This window comes from Micromonospora sp. DH14 (genome assembly GCF_029809455.1).
GTDB classification, from domain to species: Bacteria; Actinomycetota; Actinomycetes; order Mycobacteriales; family Micromonosporaceae; genus Micromonospora; species Micromonospora parva.
In genome coordinates, this window is sequence record NZ_JARVKT010000004.1 from 1 (window position 1) to 16,290 (window position 16,290).

The window sequence follows — 16,290 nt, forward strand, 5'->3', positions numbered from 1 at the left end:
ACTCCTTCATCGGTGACGGCGAGTCCGCCTACGGCACCGTCGCCGGCGCCCCCCTCAAACGCGGCTACGCCTTCTCCCAGTACGCCAAGTACGTACGCCCCGGCTACCAGCGGATCGCCCTGACCAAAAGCACGAAAGCCTCGCCACTGGAGGTGACCGCCTACCAGGGCGACGGGAAGATCACCCTGGTCATCCTCAACCGCTCCAACAGCGCGGTCAACAACGCCGTGATCCAGGCACCACAGAACGTCACCCGGGCCGAGCACTACCTCACCTCGCAAAACACCAACGCGGCCAGCCAACCAACCACCGTCAACGGCCCTCAGGCCACCATCAACGTCGGCGCACGCAGCATCTCCACAGTGGTGTTCACCCTCTGAGCACCTGGACGATCGTCGTCTCGGGAGCCCCGGCCGCAGGCCGGGGCTCCCGCCCGATCGCGTAGCCCGCGCGGGTCAGCCGCCGGCCCCGGCCGGCGGCGCCGTGCTCTGCCGCACCACGAGCTTGGGGACGACCAGCGGCAGGCGCTGCGGCACCGTGTCGTCGATGGCCTGGGTGACAGCGGTGATGGCCCGACGACCGACAGCGTCGAAATCCTGCTGGACCGTCGTCAACGGCGGGATGAGGTAGGGCGCCTCGGGGACGTCGTCGAATCCGACGACGGAGATGTCGTGTGGCACCCGACGGCCGCGCTCGTGCAGCGCACGCAGCACGCCGATGGCCATCTGGTCGTTGGCGGCGAACACCGCGGTGGTCGCGCGCATCGCACCGATCCGCAGCCCGGCGACGTAGCCGCTGTGCGCCCGCCAGTCGCCCTCGACCGGCTCCGGCGGGCGCAGGCCCGCCGCGCTCATCGCCTGACGCCAACCCGTGAGGCGGGCGCGGGCCTCGGCCCAGTTGAGCGGGCCACTCACGTGCACGATCTCCCGGTGCCCGAGGTCGAGGAGGTGTTCGGTGGCCATCCGGGCACCGAGCACCTGGTCGACACCGACCGTCACGCTCGCCCGGGACAGGTCGCCCTCCACCACGACGAAGGGGACACTCGAGCGCGTCATCCGCACCACCTCGAGAGCCTCGTCGTTGCCGGCGATCATCACGACGCCCTCCACGCCGACGCGCATGAGGTGTTCGGTGGCGTCGCTGAGCGCCCGTACCGTCACCTCGGAGAGGCTCACCGAGGTGGCGAAGTAGCCGGCCGCGCGGGCGGCGTCCTCGACGCTGCGGTGGATGCTCGTCGGGCCGAACAGCGTCCGGGCCGTGCCGATGATGCCGATCATCCCGGACCGCCCGCGCACCAACGCACGGGCGGCCGTGTTGGGGCGGTAGTCGAGCCGACGGATGGCCTCCAGGACCCGTTCCCGCGTCTCGCGCCTGATGCTGGGTGCCCCGTTGATGACCCGGGACACCGTCTGGTGTGACACGCCCGCCAGGCGAGCGACGTCGGCCATGACCGGTGGCCGGTCGGCCGCTGTCACAGCGGCCTTTGCGTGAACTCGCACTGGCGGGCCGTCCGTTCTTCCATGGGATCAGTTCCTCGTGGACCTCGTCCGTCCGTGGTCGTCAGTGTGAGTGACGGGGCACCGCGCTGCCGCTGCCACCGACGAGAAAGTCGAGGTCGGCGCCACTGTCCGCCTGCAGGACGTGTTCGCTGTACAGCCGTACCCAACCCCGGTCGGCCACCGGCTGCGGAGGCTGCCAGGCGGCGCGGCGCTGGGCCAGTTCCCCGTCGTGGACCAGGAGATCCAGCCGGCGCGTAGGGACATCGACGGAGATCAGGTCACCGGTACGGACCAGCGCGAGCGGGCCACCGACTGACGCCTCCGGTGCCACGTGCAGGATGCAGGTGCCGTAGCCGGTACCGCTCATCCGGGCGTCGGAGATCCGCACCATGTCCGTGATGCCGTCGGCGAGCAGTCGTCGTGGCATGGGCACGTTGCCCACCTCCGGGAAGCCGGGGTAACCCCGTGGGCCGGCGTTGCGGACGACGATCACCGTGTCGGGGGTGACGTCGAGGTCCGGGTCGTCGGCGGCGGCGACGTACTCCTCGATCCGGTCGAAGACCAGCGCCGGGCCGGTGTGCGTGAGGAGGTTCGCGGAGGCGGCGGAGACCTTCAACACCGCACCGGACGGCGCGAGCGACCCGCGCAGCACCACGGTGCCCGAGCCGGCGGGCTGGAACGGCTCCTCCAGAGTGCCGATGACGTCCCGGTTCCAGCACTGGGCGCCGTCGACGTTCTCCGCCACGCTCCTGCCGCTGACGGTGACGTGGTCCATGTGCAGCAGCGGGGCCAACTCCTTCATCACCACCGGCAGGCCGCCCGCGTAGGCGAAGTCCTCCATCAGGTACGTCCCCGACGGCATCAGGTTGACGAGCATCGGCACGTCGGCGGTGAGCGTGTCGAAGTCCGCCAACGACAGCGGGACGCCGAGGCGTCCGGCGATCGCGAGCAGGTGGACGACCGCGTTGGTGGAGCCGCCGATCGCGGCGTTGACCCGTACCGCGTTCTCGAAAGCCTGCCTGGTGAGCACGGAGGACAACCGCTGGTCCTGTTCGACCATGGCGACGATCCGGCGTCCGGCGGCGTGCGCGAGCGCGTACCGCCGCGAGTCGACCGCCGGCACGGCGGCCGCCCCCGGCAGTTGCACGCCCAACGCCTCGGTCACGCAGGCCATCGTGGAGGCGGTACCCATGGTCATGCAGTGACCCCGGCTGCGGGACATGCCGACCTCCGCCTCGGAGCAGTCGGCAGCGGTCATCCGGCCGGCCCGCATCTCCTCGGTGAAGCGCCACACGACGGTGCCCGAGCCGATGTCCTGGCCCCGGAACTTGCCGTTGAGCATCGGACCGCCGGTCAACATCAGGGTCGGCAGGTCGACGCTCGCCGCTCCCATCAGCAGACCGGGGGTGGTCTTGTCACAGCCGGAGAGCAGGACCACCCCGTCGAGCGGGTTGGCGCGGACCGACTCCTCCAACTCCATCGCCAGCAGGTTGCGGTAGAGCATGGTCGTGGGTCGCATGAGCGGCTCGCCCAGGCTCATCGCCGGAAACTCCAGCGGCAGGCCACCGCTCTCCCACACCCCCCGCTTCACCGATTCGGCCAGGTCGCGCAGGTGGGCGTTGCAGGGCGTCAGCTCCGACCAGGTGGTGGCGATGCCGATCACCGGGCGACCGTCGAACACGTCGTCAGCGAAACCCTGGTTGCGCATCCAGGACCGGTGGATGAACCCGTTGCGGCCCTCCGCACCGAACCACTCCCCGCTGCGCAGCGGTCGATTCGTCGTCGACATCAGCACACCTCTCTGTCATCCGTCCGGCCGCGTCCAGTGCGGCGATCCATGCGCGTGTGGTGCGTTGGCTGGTGGCGTGGCCTACCGGAGACCTCCGACGGACAGGCCGCCGCGCCAGTGTCGTTGGAGGCTGAAGAACGCGATGATCAGTGGGATCACCGACACCAGGGAGCCCAGGATGATGAGGCTCCACAGCGAGGTGGTTCCCGCGTTGTTCGCCGACGCGATTCCCTGCCAGAGGCCGAGGCCCACGGTGACCGGGAAGAGCCGGTTGTCGGAGAGCATGGCCAGGGGCAGGAAGTAGTTGTTCCAGGACGCCACCGCTGACAGCAGCAGCACGGTGACCACCGCGGGACGCATCAGCGGAAGGGCGATCTGGAAGAACGTCCGCAGCTCCCCCGCACCGTCGACCCGTGCCGCGTCCAGGAGCTCGTCGGGTACGGCGTCGCGCGCGTACACGTGCATCAGGTAGACGCCGAACGGGTTGAGCAGCGACGGGAGGATCACCGCCCAGACCGTGTTCGTCAGGCCGAGCCGGGAGAACATGATGAAGGTCGGGATGACCAGGGCGGTGGCGGGCACCATCAGCGCGCCGAGCACGACGGCGAAGCTGAAGCGCCGGGCCGCGAACCGGTACTTGGCGAACCCGTAGCCGGCCATGACCGCCAGGACCGTGGCGCCGACTCCGCCGGCGATGGCGTACAGGGTGGAGTTGAGGATCCACCGCAGGTAGATGCCACCGTCGTAGGTGAAGAGCTGCCTGAGGTTGCCGAGGTAGTCGATCTGGTCGGTGAACCAGAGGGTGTTGCCGCCGCCGAACAGGCCCGGCGCGTCCTTGGAACTGTTGACGATGACCCACCAGAACGGTACGAGGAAGTAGATCACCAGGAAGCCGAGCAGGATCTGCATCGGGAGGTAGCGCTGCGGTCGGCGGGCGCCTGCGCGGACGCTCGTGTGGTCGGTCATCAGAGGAAGCTCCTCCGCTTGCGGGTGAAGAACAGGAAGGCGTACACGCAGATGAACACGATCCCGCCGAGGGCGAAGGAGATCGCGGACCCGTAGTTGAAGTTGGCGAGGGAGAACGCCTGCTGGTACGCGTACATGTTCGGGGTGAAGTCCGAGCCGATCGTGCCTGCGGCGAGGTAACGCAGGATCTGCGGTTCGTTGAAGAACTGCAGGGTGCCGATGAGCGAGAAGACCAGGATCAGGATCAGCGCCGGCGCGATCAGCGGGATCTTGATCCGCGTCGCGATCTGCCACCGCCCGGCGCCGTCCATCCGGGCCGCCTCGTAGAGCGTCGGATCGACGCCCTGCAGGGCGGCGTACAGGATGATCATGTAGTAGCCGGCCCACTGCCAGGTGACGACGTTGAGCAGCCCGTAGAAGATCAGGTCGCTGCTCAGGAAGTCGGGAGCGGTGGCGCCGAAGAGCCCGAAGATGTCGGTGAGCGGGCCGAAGCCCCGGCTGTAGAGGAACCCCCACATCACCGCGCCGATGACCGTCGGGATCGCGTACGGAAGAAAGATCATGAGCCGGGAGAAGCGGGCGAACAGAGTGGTCACCGAGTCGAGGATGAGCGCCATCGCGAGCGCGATGATGATCTGCACCGGGATCGAGACCAGCGAGAAGCGGACGACGAACCACGCCCCGGACAGGAAGCTCGGGTCGGTGAACGCCTTCACGTAGTTGTCGAAGAGGACGAAGCTGGTGCCGCCGATCAGCTTCTTCTGGAAGAGGCTGAGATACAGCGCGTACGCCAGCGGCGCGATGAGGAACGCCAGGAACACGACCCCGAACGGCCCGACGAAGAGCCATCCCATCAGGTGCTCGCGAAGGTGTACCTTGCCACGGATCGTGCGCGTCTCAGGCTGCGTACGCGCTGCGCGCTTCTCGGTCAGCGATGTCATTGTGGTCTCCGGGACGTGGACGCTGAGGGGGGAGGGTGGGCCGGCCGAGCGGTGCCGGCGCGGCCCACCCAGCCGGTCACTGAACGGTGAAGCCTTGTTCCTTGGCGTACTTCGACACGTCCTCCTGGAGCCGGTCGGCAGCCTGCGATCCGGTGATGGACCCCTTGATGACCTCGCTGACCTGCTTTTCCATGGCGTCGAGGTAGTACTGGCCGAAGGGGGCGTACTGGACGCCCTGGTAGGCGTCGGCGGCCGGGACGTAGACCTCCTTGTTCGCCTGCTGGCCGCCGAAGAACGCCACCTTCAGGTCGACGAAGGCGGGATCCTTGAGCGCCGTGAGGTTCAGCGGGAAGATGATCTGGTTGGTCCAGCCGTCGGTGAGCGACTCCTTGTCGGCGTAGAGCCCGTAGGCGACCTTCGCGGCCAGTTCCGGCTTCTTCGCCTGCTTGGTCACCGAGAACGCCGACCCGCCCCAGTTCACCTGCACCGGGTTGGCCGGGTCCCACTGCGGCAGCGGCGCCACCGCGAACTTGCCGGTGTCCTGGCCCTTGCCGACGCCCGCGCCGGTGAGGTAGCCGGGTGCCCACGCCGCCGAGATGTACGTCGCGTAGTTGCCGTTGATCACGCCGGAGATGTACTCCGGGGTGAACTGGTTCTGCGTGCCGACCAGGCCCTTCTTGGCCAGGCCACCCCAGTAGTCCAGCACGTCCTTGGACGCCTGGTCGTTGAGCTTCACACCGATGGCGTTCGGCTGCGCCGGATCGGACGTGAAGGGCGTGGCGCCCTTCTGGATCTGGAGCGCCATCAGGACCGCCGGGACGTTCGCGCCGAAGTCCCCGAAGAGCGGACCACCGGCGTCCTTGACCTTCTGCGCGGCCTGCTCGTACTCGGCCCAGGTCTTCGGCGGCGTGATCTTGTACTTGTCGAAGATGTCCTTGCGGTAGATCATGCCCATCGGGCCGCCGTCGACCGGGACGCCGTAGACCGCGTCACCGACCGACACGTCCTTCCAGGCACCCTCGCTGTAGTTGGCCTTGACCGCGTCGTAGCCGTACTTCTTGATGTCGACGAGCGCGCCCTGGATCTGGAAGGTCGGGATGCGGTCCGCCTCGACCATGATCACGTCGGGCGCCCCGGTGCCCGCCGAGATGGCCGTCTGGAACTTGTCGTACTCGTCCCCGCCCTGCCCGACGTTGGTCCAGCAGACCTGCACCTCGTTGTTCAGCTCGTTGAAGTTGTCGACGACGAGTTGGGTGTTGGGGTACCAACCCCACATCGTCACGACCGGCAGGTCCTTCTTGGTGATGGTGTTCGTGCAATTGCTCGCGTCGCTGCCGCCCTCGTCGGAGGAGCAGGCCGCGAGGCCGGTCCCGACCGCGAGCATGGCAACCGTGGCGAGTATCCGTCTTCTCTTCATTGAGGTGGTTCCCTTCGGGTGGCGGTGCGGGGGGCGGCCGTGCCGTGGCGGGCGCCACCGGGGCAGGAAACCTGCTCCCGGTGGCGTCGCCTGGAACGGCTCCTAGCGCTTGAACAGACGCGGCGCCAGGTCGATGAGGTTCTTCTGCCACACGTCCCAGCCGTGCGGCCCGGGAGTGACCCCGTCGAACTCGTAGCGGATACCGAGGCTGTCCATCGTGGTCAGCGAGGCCATGAAGCTCGGGTAGACGAAGTCGGTCTGGTCACCGACGTACAGGCGCAACATCCTGGTGCCGTTGTTGATCGCCGCCGCGTCGACGCCGGTGCTGCTGCCGAACCCGGCCGAGAACGCCGCCACGTAGGCGAACTCGCCCGGGTAGGCCTTCAGCACCCCGAACGCCTGCCCGCCGCCCATCGACAGGCCGGCGAGGGCCTGTTGGGACGGGTCGCTGGAGATGTGGTAGCGGGAACGGGCCGTCGGGACGATGTTCTCCCGCAACTCCCGGTTGAAGTTCGAGGAGTTGCCGTTGCCCATCACGACCACCATGGGCGTGAGGTCGCCGTCGAGGAACTGGTGGTCGAGGATCTGCTTGGCCCGGCCCATCTCGACCCAGTCGGTGTAGTTCTGGCCGCCACCGTGCTGCAGGTAGAGGACGGGGTACGGCTGCTCCCGGCCGGGGTCGTACCCCGGTGGGGTCCATACCAGCGCGGTGCGGTCCTGACCGGCCACGGTGCTGGAGTAGGTCATGCTCTCGACAGTTCCGCCCTGACCGGCGGGCACGTCCGACAGCAGTCGAGCGCCGGGCCCGGGGATGAAGAAGGTGCTCCACATCGGTTCGGTGGTCACCTTCGTCGGGTTGGAGGTGTCCTTGACCGCGACCCGGTCCACGATCAGCCGGTAGTAGTAGAACCAGGGCTTCAGTGGACCCACCGTCGCCCGCCACCGGTCACCGTCGCGGTGCAGCGGCAGCCGCAGCCAGCTGCCGCCCGGCGCGACGTTCGCCCAGACCGTGACGTGCTGGGCGGCGGTGAATTCGGTGGTCGTCTCGAAGGTGACGAACCCGTCCTCGGTGACGAAGGGCGTCGGGGTGGTGCCGGCCGGCGGTGGCGTGAACTCCCGCTTGAGCGGCTGGTGACCGGGGCTCGGCCCGTGGTCCCGCACGTCGCGGAACAGTCGCGGCAGGAAGTCGACGAGGTTCTCCTGCCAGGTGGTCCAGTTCGCGCCGCCGTCCGGGTTGACCCCGTCGAACTCGAACCGGACGTCGGCGCGGTCCAGCGCCTTCGTCAGCCGGTAGGTGGCGTTGTACGCGGGGTCGGTGACGTTGCCCGTGTACAGGCGCAGCAGCTTGACGCTACGGTTGATCGCCCTGGCGTCCTTCCGGTCGATCTCCGGAGCCGAGCTGCCCGAGAACCAGCCGACGTGACCGAACTGGCCCGGCTTGGTGAGCGCGGCCCGCAACGCCTGCGTGCCACCGTCGGACACACCCGCGATCGCCTGGTGCGCCGGGTCGCGAAGGACCCGGTAGGTGTCGGTGACCGCCTTGCGGAGGTCCTTCACCTCCTTGGCGTTGGAAACGTCGGCGTTGTTCATCACCACGACCATCGGGCTCATCGCGCCCGAGGCCGAGAGGTTGTCGAGGATCTGCTTGGACCGACCGAGATCGAGCCAGTCGGTGGCGGCGACACCGGCACCCGACTGCAGGAAGAGCGCCGGGTAACCCTTCGGACCCTTGGCCGCGTAACCCGGTGGTGTCCAGACCACCGCGGAGCGCTGCGCGTTCCCGGTGCGGTAGGTCAGTGTCTCGATCTTGCCGCCGGTGCCCGCTGGCGCGTCGACGAGCCACCGCGCCGAGTCACCAGCGACGAGGAAGGTGCTCAGCAGCGGGTCGGACGCGACACCGGCGCTGTTCGTCGGGTCCTTGATGGTCAAGGTGTCGTCGGCGGTGAGCTGGTAGTTGTACAGCCCGGGCTCCAGCGCGCCGAGAACGCCCGACCAGACGTCACCTCGGCGGGTCAGACCGAACTCCGCCCAGCTGGCGGACGGCCCGAAGTTACCCTCGACGACGACCTGCGAGACGGTGCCCAGCTTCTCCTGGACGTACGCCGCCGGGACGGTGAACGAGGCGTATCGGTCCTCGGAGACGTCCAGCCACGGCGTGTCCGCCGCCGCCGGCTGCGGCGCGAGGAGAACCGCCGCGGTGGCGATGACCCCGGCGGTGAACGCCGCCGAGAGCCGTCGACGCACGCCCGGACGGCGTAAGCGCCCATGATACTGTTCGGTAGTCACGCTCCACTCCTTTCATGTGCCGGCAGCGGATGCGACCCGACTGACCGGCTCAACTCAACGGTGGATCTGGCCGTGTGTGCTGCGTGCACCTCCTTCAGGCTGCTGCCACGGGCACAGCCGACCTGATCGCTCTGTCGGGAGCGATCAGGCGTGCGCGCCCATGGGCGGATGTCATGGTCGTGCCGCGCTCGTCGGTGGTGCGGTCGAGTCGCGCACGACGAGGCTGGTCGGGAGCACGATCTGGCGTGGCTCGTCCCACTCGCCGGTCACCAGTGACTTCAGCATCCGGGCGGCTTCGTACCCGAGCTGGTACATCGACTGGTCCACAGTGGTCAGCCCCGGCTCGGTCGACGCCGACTCGGGAATGTTGTCGAACCCGACGACGGACAGATCCCCCGGCACGGAGAACCCCAACTCCCGGGCGACCTCGAGGACCTTGAGGGCCATCCCGTCGCTCGCCGCGAAGATCGCCGATGGTGGGTCCGGTCGTTGCAGCAGGACCCGCGCCAGGGGGGTCGCCGACTCCGGGTTGAAATCCCCTCGACCGATCAGCGACGGGTCGACCGACACGCCGGCGGCGGTCAGCGCGGCCCGGTATCCCTCCTCCCGCGACCAGGCCGAGGCCAGACTGTCGCGCCCGGCGATGAACCCGATGCGCCGGTGGCCCAGCCCGAGCAGGTGCTCGACAGCGGTGGTGGCGCCCGCGAGGTTGTCGGCCATCACCGACGGCGCCGTCGAGCCCCGCACCGGGTCGATGGCCACGACCGGCGTGCGGCTGCGGACCTCACCCCAGGGCGTGACGACGATGCACCCGTCGGTGAGGGTGCCGGACAGTCGGGTGAGGTGCCGCTGCTCCCAGCCCTCCGAATAGGAGCCGTAGAGGTCGCTGTTGGCGTAGATGATCAGATCGAAGCCGGAGCGGCTGAGGGCCTTCATGACGCCCTTGAGCACCTCTGCCGTGTACGACTGGAAGCTGTGCGCGACGAGACCCAGAACGTTGGTGCGGCTGCGCCGAAGGCTGCTGGCCACCAGACTCGACTCGTAGCCGAGCTGGTCGATGGCGGATCGAACCTGAGCGACCGTGCGAGCGCTGACGCCGTAATGACCGTTGACGACGCGCGAGACGGTGGCGGTGGAAACGCCGGCGACTCGGGCGACATCACTCATTGTTACCGGCGCATTGGCTTCAATCATGCCCGCTCTCTCTGGACTGCAATCGTTATCGGTTACGTTTCCAGGATGTTGCCAACGTAACGGAGAACGATTACGAACACAAGACCTCTTCGCCCATAGTCGACAGTGCGGAAGAGGCCCCTGAGCCCCCGTTTTCCGCGCTGCTTCTACTCGTTGACAACGGGACGGCACGCTGCGTCAAGAACCATTCCCGGGATCGGGTGAGCGATCACAGCTGTCGAACTTCTGCCGTCCCGGTAAAGACCTTCGGCGTCGGCTGGCCCGGGTCCGCGGTGATGACAAAGGTGCCGGCGTGGGTGTGGTCGGCGGCCGAGAAACCGACGTACACCTCGATCTGCCCGGTCTCCACCGCGTAGGCCATGCTCCGGTCGTAGAAACCGAGCTGGCCGGTGGGGAGCGCGAACCGCACCGCCGCCCGTCCACCGGCGGGCAGCGCGACACGGGCGAAGGCCTTCAGCTCCAGTACCGGCCGGGTGATCGTCGCCTGCGGGTCCCGGACGTAGAGCTGCACGACCTGCTCCCCCGCCCGCTGTCCGCTGTTGGTGACCGTGACCTCGACCCCGACGCTGTCCCCGGCGGGGACCTGCGCGCTCTCCACCACGGCGTCGTCGATGGCGAACGAGGTGTACCCGAGGCCGTGGCCGAAGACGTAGCGCGGGGCGACCGGCGAATCCACGTAGTCGCCGTGCCAGTGCGACCGCCCGCCGGAGACCTTGTGGCCGTAGAAGACGGGGATCTGGCCCACACTACGGGGGTACGAGATGGGCAGCTTCCCGCTCGGATTCACCTCGCCGAGAAGCACCTCGGCGATCGCCCGCGCCCCGGTCTCCCCCGGCAGCCACGCCATCAGCACCGCGGCGCACTCCTCGTGCAGGACGTCAGTGCCAACGGGTCGGCCCGCGACGAGCACCGCCACGACGGGCGTACCGGTGGCGACGACGGCCCGGACCAGCTCTTCCTGCACGCCCGGCAGGTCCAGACTGGAGCGGTCGCGCGACTCCCCCGTGGTGGTCCCGAGTGTCACCCCCGAGCGGTCCCCCAGGACCAGCACCGCGACGTCGGCTGCCGCAGCCACCGCGACCGCCTCGGCGAACCCCTCCGTCGACGGATCGAGCACGTCGCAGCCCGGGGCGAAGCGCAGCCGCTCGCCGAGCCGCGCCGCGAGCTCGTCGCGCACCGTCGGCACCCCGCCGATGCTCTCGTCGATCTCCAGGTCGTCCGGGATCGTCATCATCTCGCCGAGCAACCCGCGCCGCTTGCGCGCGGCGATCAACGCCTCGATGTGGGCCACGAACGAGTAGTCACCGAGCAGATGCCGGGCGTTGTCCGCGTTCGGGCCGATGAGCGCGACGGTTCCGGCCTCGGCGAGCAGCGGCAGGACGCCGTCGTTCTTGAGCAGGACGAGGCTGCGGCGGGCGATCTCCAGCGCCACGTCCCGGTGCCGTTCGGCGTTCACCGTCGTCGTGGCCGCGTCCTCGTCGACGTACGGGTTCTCGAAGAGCCCGAGTTCGACCTTGTGCCGAAGGACCCGCGAGACCGCCTCGTCGAGTTGGGCCTCGCTGACCTCGCCGGCGTCCAGGGCGCGACTGAGGGCGTCGGCGTAGGCGTCCGTCGCCGGCAGTTCGACGTCCACGCCCGCGCCGAGACCCACCGCGGCGGCCTGCTGCTTGTCCGGGGCGAAGTGGTGGTACGTGTGCAGGTCGTTGACGGCGAAGTAGTCGGAGACCACGCTGCCCGTGAAGCCCCACTGGCCACGGAGCACGTCGGCGAGCAGCTCCTGGTTGCCGTGGCAGGGGACGCCGTCGAGCTCGTGGTAGCCGGCCATCACCGACTGGAGCCCGCCCTCGCGGACCGCCGCCTCGAACGGGTACAGGTACACCTCGCGCAGCAGCCGCGGCGGCAGGTGCGCCGGCGCCCAGTTCAACCCACCCTCGGACGCCCCGTACCCGACGAAGTGCTTGGCGGTGGCGAGCACACCGTCGGCCAGGTCGACGCCCTGCAGGCCCCGGACGAACGCCACCCCCATCCGGGACACCAGGTACGGGTCCTCGCCGTAGGTCTCCTCCGTCCGGCCCCACCGTGGGTCGCGCGCCACGTCCAGCACCGGCGAGAGGCCCTGGTGGCTGCCCATGGCGCGCATCTGGGCGCGGACGGCATCGGCCATCTGCCGGTTGAGCTCGGGCTCCCAGGTGCTCGCGACGCCGATCGCCTGCGGAAAGATGGTCGCCTCGCGGGCCATCACCCCCGAGCAGACCTCCTCGTGCACGATCGCCGGGATCCCCAGCCGGGTCTCGGTCACCAGGAACCGCTGGATGGCGTTGGCGGCCCGGGCCACCTGCGCCGCCTTCAGGCTGGTCGCGCCCGCGACGCGGGTCACGTGCCCCAGGCCGTGCGCCAGGATCGACCGGGCCCGCTGCGGTGCGAACCGCCCGCTCTCCAACAGGGTGAACGCCCACGTGCTGCCCAGTTGCGCGAGTTTCTCCTCGCGGGTCATCCGGGCCAACAGATCCGACACCCGTTCGTCGACGGGCGCGTTCGCGTCGGCGTAGGTCGCCTCGATCGCCGGCTCAACACTGGTCACCCGGTCACCCCCATCACCGCGACAAGCTCGTTCCGACATTGATCCAGGCGCCGTGTTCCCTTACGTAAACGTAATCGGTAACGTTTACATCGATCGACAACGTAATCGAGCGCGATCACGTTGTCCAGAGCTCACACCGCCTCCACCACCCCTCGGTCTCGGCGCTCGGGTAGTAGGACTCCGCGTCGTACCGCGCACGAAGGGAGCCAGCCCTGAACACCCACCCCGACAGCGCGCCGGAGCACGTCGTGAACACGGCCCGCCTGACCCTGGACCCCCGCCGACGCGTCGCGCCCGTGCCACGCCGGCTCTTCGGCACGTTCGTCGAGCACCTGGGTCGCTGCGTCTACACCGGAATCTACGAGCCGGGCCACCCGAGGGCCGACGCCGACGGCTTCCGGGGCGACGTCCTCGAACTGGTGCGCGAGTTGGGCGTCACCACGGTGCGCTATCCGGGCGGCAACTTCGTCTCCTCCTACCGCTGGGAGGACGGCGTGGGCCCGGTCGACAAACGACCGACGAGGCTCGACCTCGCCTGGCACAGCCTGGAGACCAACGCGTTCGGGCTCGACGAGTTCATGCGCTGGGTCGGCAAGGCCGGCCTGGACCCGATCATGGCGGTCAACCTCGGCACCCGGGGCACCGCCGAGGCCGTCGACCTGCTGGAGTACGCCAACCACCGCGGCGGAAGTCACCTCGCCGACCAGCGCCGCGACAACGGCGCCACCGACCCGTACGGGATCAAGCTGTGGTGCCTGGGCAACGAGATGGACGGCCCGTGGCAGGTGGGCCAGCGAAGCGCGACCGAGTACGGGCGTCTCGCGGCGCAGACCGCGAAGGCCATGCGCCGCTTCGACCCCGATCTCGAACTCGTCGCCTGCGGCTCCTCACACCTCGGTATGCCGACCTTCGGCAGCTGGGAGCGTGACGTGCTGACCGAGGCGTACGACGACGTCGACCTGATCTCGCTGCACGCCTACTACCAGCCGGTCGACGACGACCTGGCCAGCTTCCTCGCCTCGGCCGAGGAGATGGACAGGTACATCGACGCCGTCACCGCCATCGCCGACTCGGTGGGCGCGATCCGCCGGTCGACCAAGAAGATCATGATCGCGTTCGACGAGTGGAACGTGTGGTACCAGTCCGCCGCCCCGTCCACGCCCCCGAGCGGCGAGGACTGGCCGGTCGCGCCGCCGCTGCTGGAGGATCACTACAGCGTGGCCGACGCGGTCGTCGTCGGTGGCCTGCTGATCAGCCTGCTCCGGCACAGTGACCGGGTGACAGCGGCCTGCCAGGCCCAACTTGTCAACGTCATCGCACCGATCATGACCGAGCCGGGCGGCTCGGCCTGGCGGCAGACCATCTTCCACCCCTTCGCCCGCACCGCCCGGCACGCCCAGGGCGCCGTGCTGGACGTGCTGCGCGACGGCAGCACGACGACCACCGGCCGCTACGGCGAGGTCGACGCGGTCGACGCGGTCTCCACCTGGGACGACAGCACCGGGGAGATGACCGTCTTCCTGGTCAACCGCGCCCTCGACACACCGGCCGAGGTGACCATCGACGTCGCCGGCGCCCAGGTCACCGACATCATCGAGTGCGTCACCGTCGGCGGCACCGACCTGCACGCCAAGAACACCGCCGACGGTCCGGACCACGCCGCACCGCGCCCCAACGGCACGGCACGCGGCGCCGACGCCAGCGTCGGGCTGACCCTGCCGCAGGCGTCCTGGACCATGCTGCGGCTGCGCGCCACCGACACCACCGCGTGATCGGCTGAGGAAGCACCCCGGCCGCGCACATCCTGGCTTCACCAGGGGTGCGCGGCCGGGGCTTCCCCACCACAGGGAGTACGGGGTCGAGCCGGGGACTACCGGGCGTCGACCGGATCGCTGTGCGAGTCGTTGAAGAGCTTGTCGCCCTGGTAGCGGGCGACCACCGGCGCGTCCAGCTCACCGTGGACGGTCGTCGTCAACCGGGCGACGCCGTGGCGCACCGGGGCCGACCCGAGGCGCGTGTCACCAGCGAAGAAGTCGACCCGGCCGGCCGGTGCCGACGCGCTGGTGCTGACCGCGTCGACGGTCGCGGTCGCGGTGACCTTCGTCTGGCGCGACCCGCCCGCCGACGACGTGGTGACGTCGAGATCGGTGGTGGTGGCCCGGAAGGCCAGGGTACGCAGGTAGTGGTCCAACAGCGGACGCCAGACGTGCCAGGTGTGCACGCCCGGCACGTTGTACTCGTCCAACTCGACGCCGGCCGCCCGCAGCGCGGCGGCGTTGCGTTGGGAGTTCTCGGCGATGTTGCCCAGCCGGTCCTGGAGCCCGGTGCCGATCATGATGCCACCGGTCACCGCCTTCATGCTGTCGACCTGCGCCGGGGTGGCCGCCGGGCCGCCCGCACTCCACGCCGCGTGGTAGCCGAACAGGTCGGTGTGGTTGTACATGATGGTGTACGCCCGGCTGCCACCGGCGGAGAAGCCGGCGAAGGCGCGGTCCTGCGCCCGGGTCGACACGTGGTAGTTCTGCTCGACGTACGGGAAGATGTTGTCGCGCAGCTCGTTGACGTAGCCCTCGTTGCCACCGGGGAGGCCGTTGAAGTCGGTGGAGACGATCACCATCGGCTGCGCCGCCCGGTCCTTGACCGCGTTCTCCAGGATCAGGTGGGCCACGCCCTGCATCGTCCAAGCGGTCGAGTGGTCACCGCTGCCGTGGCTCAGGTAGAGCGTCGGGTACGGCGTCGCCCGGTTCGGGTCGTAGCCGTGCGGCAGGTAGACCACGATGTCGTGCACTCCGGCCGGGTTGGTCGACAGTGGCGAGGCGTACCGCCGGGACTCCAGCCGGCCGACCTTGGCCGCCGGCGCCTGGTAACCGGTGTCGTACGTGGGGAACTTCCGGCTGGCCGGGACGTAGATCGTGCTGCGTACCGCGCCGGGCGCTCCCGGGTACTGCGGCTGGATCTGCCAGCGGTTGGCGGGGTCGTCGTGCAGGGCACAGCCGGTGGCGAGCTCGTTGGCGCAGTCGTGGGTGAACGCGTAGCGGAAAGTGCCCGCCGGCAGTGGGGTGGTGAAGGTCCACACCCCGTCGGGCCCCTTCCGCATGGCCTGGGTGTGCCACGGGGTGGCCGCGACGTCGCCCGGCTGCCACTCGGTGGGCGGGCGCGCGTCGCCGCAGTCCTGGCAGCCGATGTTCTCCGGTCGGGAGTAGAACCAGTCGCCGTAGATGTGGACCTGCTGGACATCTGCGGGCGCCTGGTACCGGAAGGTGACTGTGTAGCCGGTGGGGGCCTGGTCGGTGCGGGTGACTGTCGGGCCCAGCGACGCGGGCGGCGCCGGCGGTGCGGCCGAGGCCGCCGGGGCGGCGACCGTGCCGGCCGTGATGGTGATGGCGGCGAGCAGCGCGAGCATCAGCCGGCGCGTCGGTGCCGGCATCAGGGGACGGGGTGCAACGGGCATGTCCTGCTCCCTCTTCGGCGTCTGGTCAGACCGCGACCGAGCGGCCGACCGACCATTCGATGGTGAGGCGAAGGGATACCAGTAACGAGCGATGCAGCGATGCGAGCGCTAACATCGTTCCCTGTCGAAAACAAAACCATGAATTGTATTGATGGTCAAGAAGGGT

11 protein-coding genes are annotated in these 16,290 nt (G+C 69.2%); 2 read left to right on the forward strand and 9 right to left on the reverse strand.

Features of this window, described 5'->3' with window-relative positions:
* A partial coding sequence (locus QCZ28_RS07445; RefSeq protein ID WP_279515863.1) for a glycoside hydrolase family 30 beta sandwich domain-containing protein occupies positions 1 to 380 on the forward strand: 380 nt, incomplete at its 5' end.
* Positions 381 to 455: 75 nt separating this feature from the next.
* Here the strand turns inward: QCZ28_RS07445 and QCZ28_RS07450 are convergent.
* The 8 genes from QCZ28_RS07450 to QCZ28_RS07485 form a co-directional block, all read right to left on the reverse strand.
* Complete coding sequence (locus QCZ28_RS07450) at positions 456 to 1,448, reverse strand: LacI family DNA-binding transcriptional regulator (RefSeq protein ID WP_030330588.1); 993 nt, start codon at positions 1,446 to 1,448, stop codon at positions 456 to 458.
* A 112-nt stretch (positions 1,449 to 1,560) separates the two neighbouring features.
* Positions 1,561 to 3,288: a dihydroxy-acid dehydratase gene (locus QCZ28_RS07455; RefSeq protein WP_279515864.1), complete on the reverse strand. Its 1,728-nt coding sequence runs from the start codon at positions 3,286 to 3,288 to the stop codon at positions 1,561 to 1,563.
* Positions 3,289 to 3,369: 81 nt separating this feature from the next.
* Complete coding sequence (locus QCZ28_RS07460; protein WP_279515865.1) at positions 3,370 to 4,254, reverse strand: carbohydrate ABC transporter permease; 885 nt, start codon at positions 4,252 to 4,254, stop codon at positions 3,370 to 3,372.
* On the reverse strand, positions 4,254 to 5,195 hold the full coding sequence (locus QCZ28_RS07465; RefSeq protein WP_279515866.1) for a sugar ABC transporter permease: 942 nt from the start codon (positions 5,193 to 5,195) through the stop codon (positions 4,254 to 4,256). Before QCZ28_RS07465 ends, QCZ28_RS07460 begins: the two co-directional genes overlap by 1 nt.
* A 76-nt stretch (positions 5,196 to 5,271) precedes the next feature.
* Positions 5,272 to 6,612: an extracellular solute-binding protein gene (locus QCZ28_RS07470; protein ID WP_279515867.1), complete on the reverse strand. Its 1,341-nt coding sequence runs from the start codon at positions 6,610 to 6,612 to the stop codon at positions 5,272 to 5,274.
* Positions 6,613 to 6,714: 102 nt separating this feature from the next.
* The gene (locus QCZ28_RS07475) at positions 6,715 to 8,856 is read right to left on the reverse strand and encodes an alpha/beta hydrolase-fold protein (protein ID WP_279515868.1); all 2,142 of its coding nucleotides are present in this window, start codon (positions 8,854 to 8,856) and stop codon (positions 6,715 to 6,717) included.
* Positions 8,857 to 9,069: 213 nt separating this feature from the next.
* The gene (locus QCZ28_RS07480; RefSeq protein ID WP_279515869.1) at positions 9,070 to 10,065 is read right to left on the reverse strand and encodes a LacI family DNA-binding transcriptional regulator; all 996 of its coding nucleotides are present in this window, start codon (positions 10,063 to 10,065) and stop codon (positions 9,070 to 9,072) included.
* Between the two features lie 235 nt (positions 10,066 to 10,300).
* Positions 10,301 to 12,673: a glycoside hydrolase family 3 N-terminal domain-containing protein gene (locus QCZ28_RS07485; protein WP_279515870.1), complete on the reverse strand. Its 2,373-nt coding sequence runs from the start codon at positions 12,671 to 12,673 to the stop codon at positions 10,301 to 10,303.
* A gap of 248 nt (positions 12,674 to 12,921) precedes the next feature.
* On the opposite strand from QCZ28_RS07485, the gene QCZ28_RS07490 reads away from it, so the two are divergent.
* Positions 12,922 to 14,445: an alpha-N-arabinofuranosidase gene (locus QCZ28_RS07490; protein ID WP_279515871.1), complete on the forward strand. Its 1,524-nt coding sequence runs from the start codon at positions 12,922 to 12,924 to the stop codon at positions 14,443 to 14,445.
* Between the two features lie 98 nt (positions 14,446 to 14,543).
* Here QCZ28_RS07490 and QCZ28_RS07495 read toward each other — a convergent pair whose 3' ends face one another.
* Positions 14,544 to 16,124 carry an alpha/beta hydrolase-fold protein gene (locus tag QCZ28_RS07495; RefSeq protein WP_279515872.1) on the reverse strand — a complete coding sequence of 527 codons (1,581 nt, stop codon included), beginning with the start codon at positions 16,122 to 16,124 and terminating at the stop codon, positions 14,544 to 14,546.
* Positions 16,125 to 16,290: the final 166 nt, after the last annotated feature.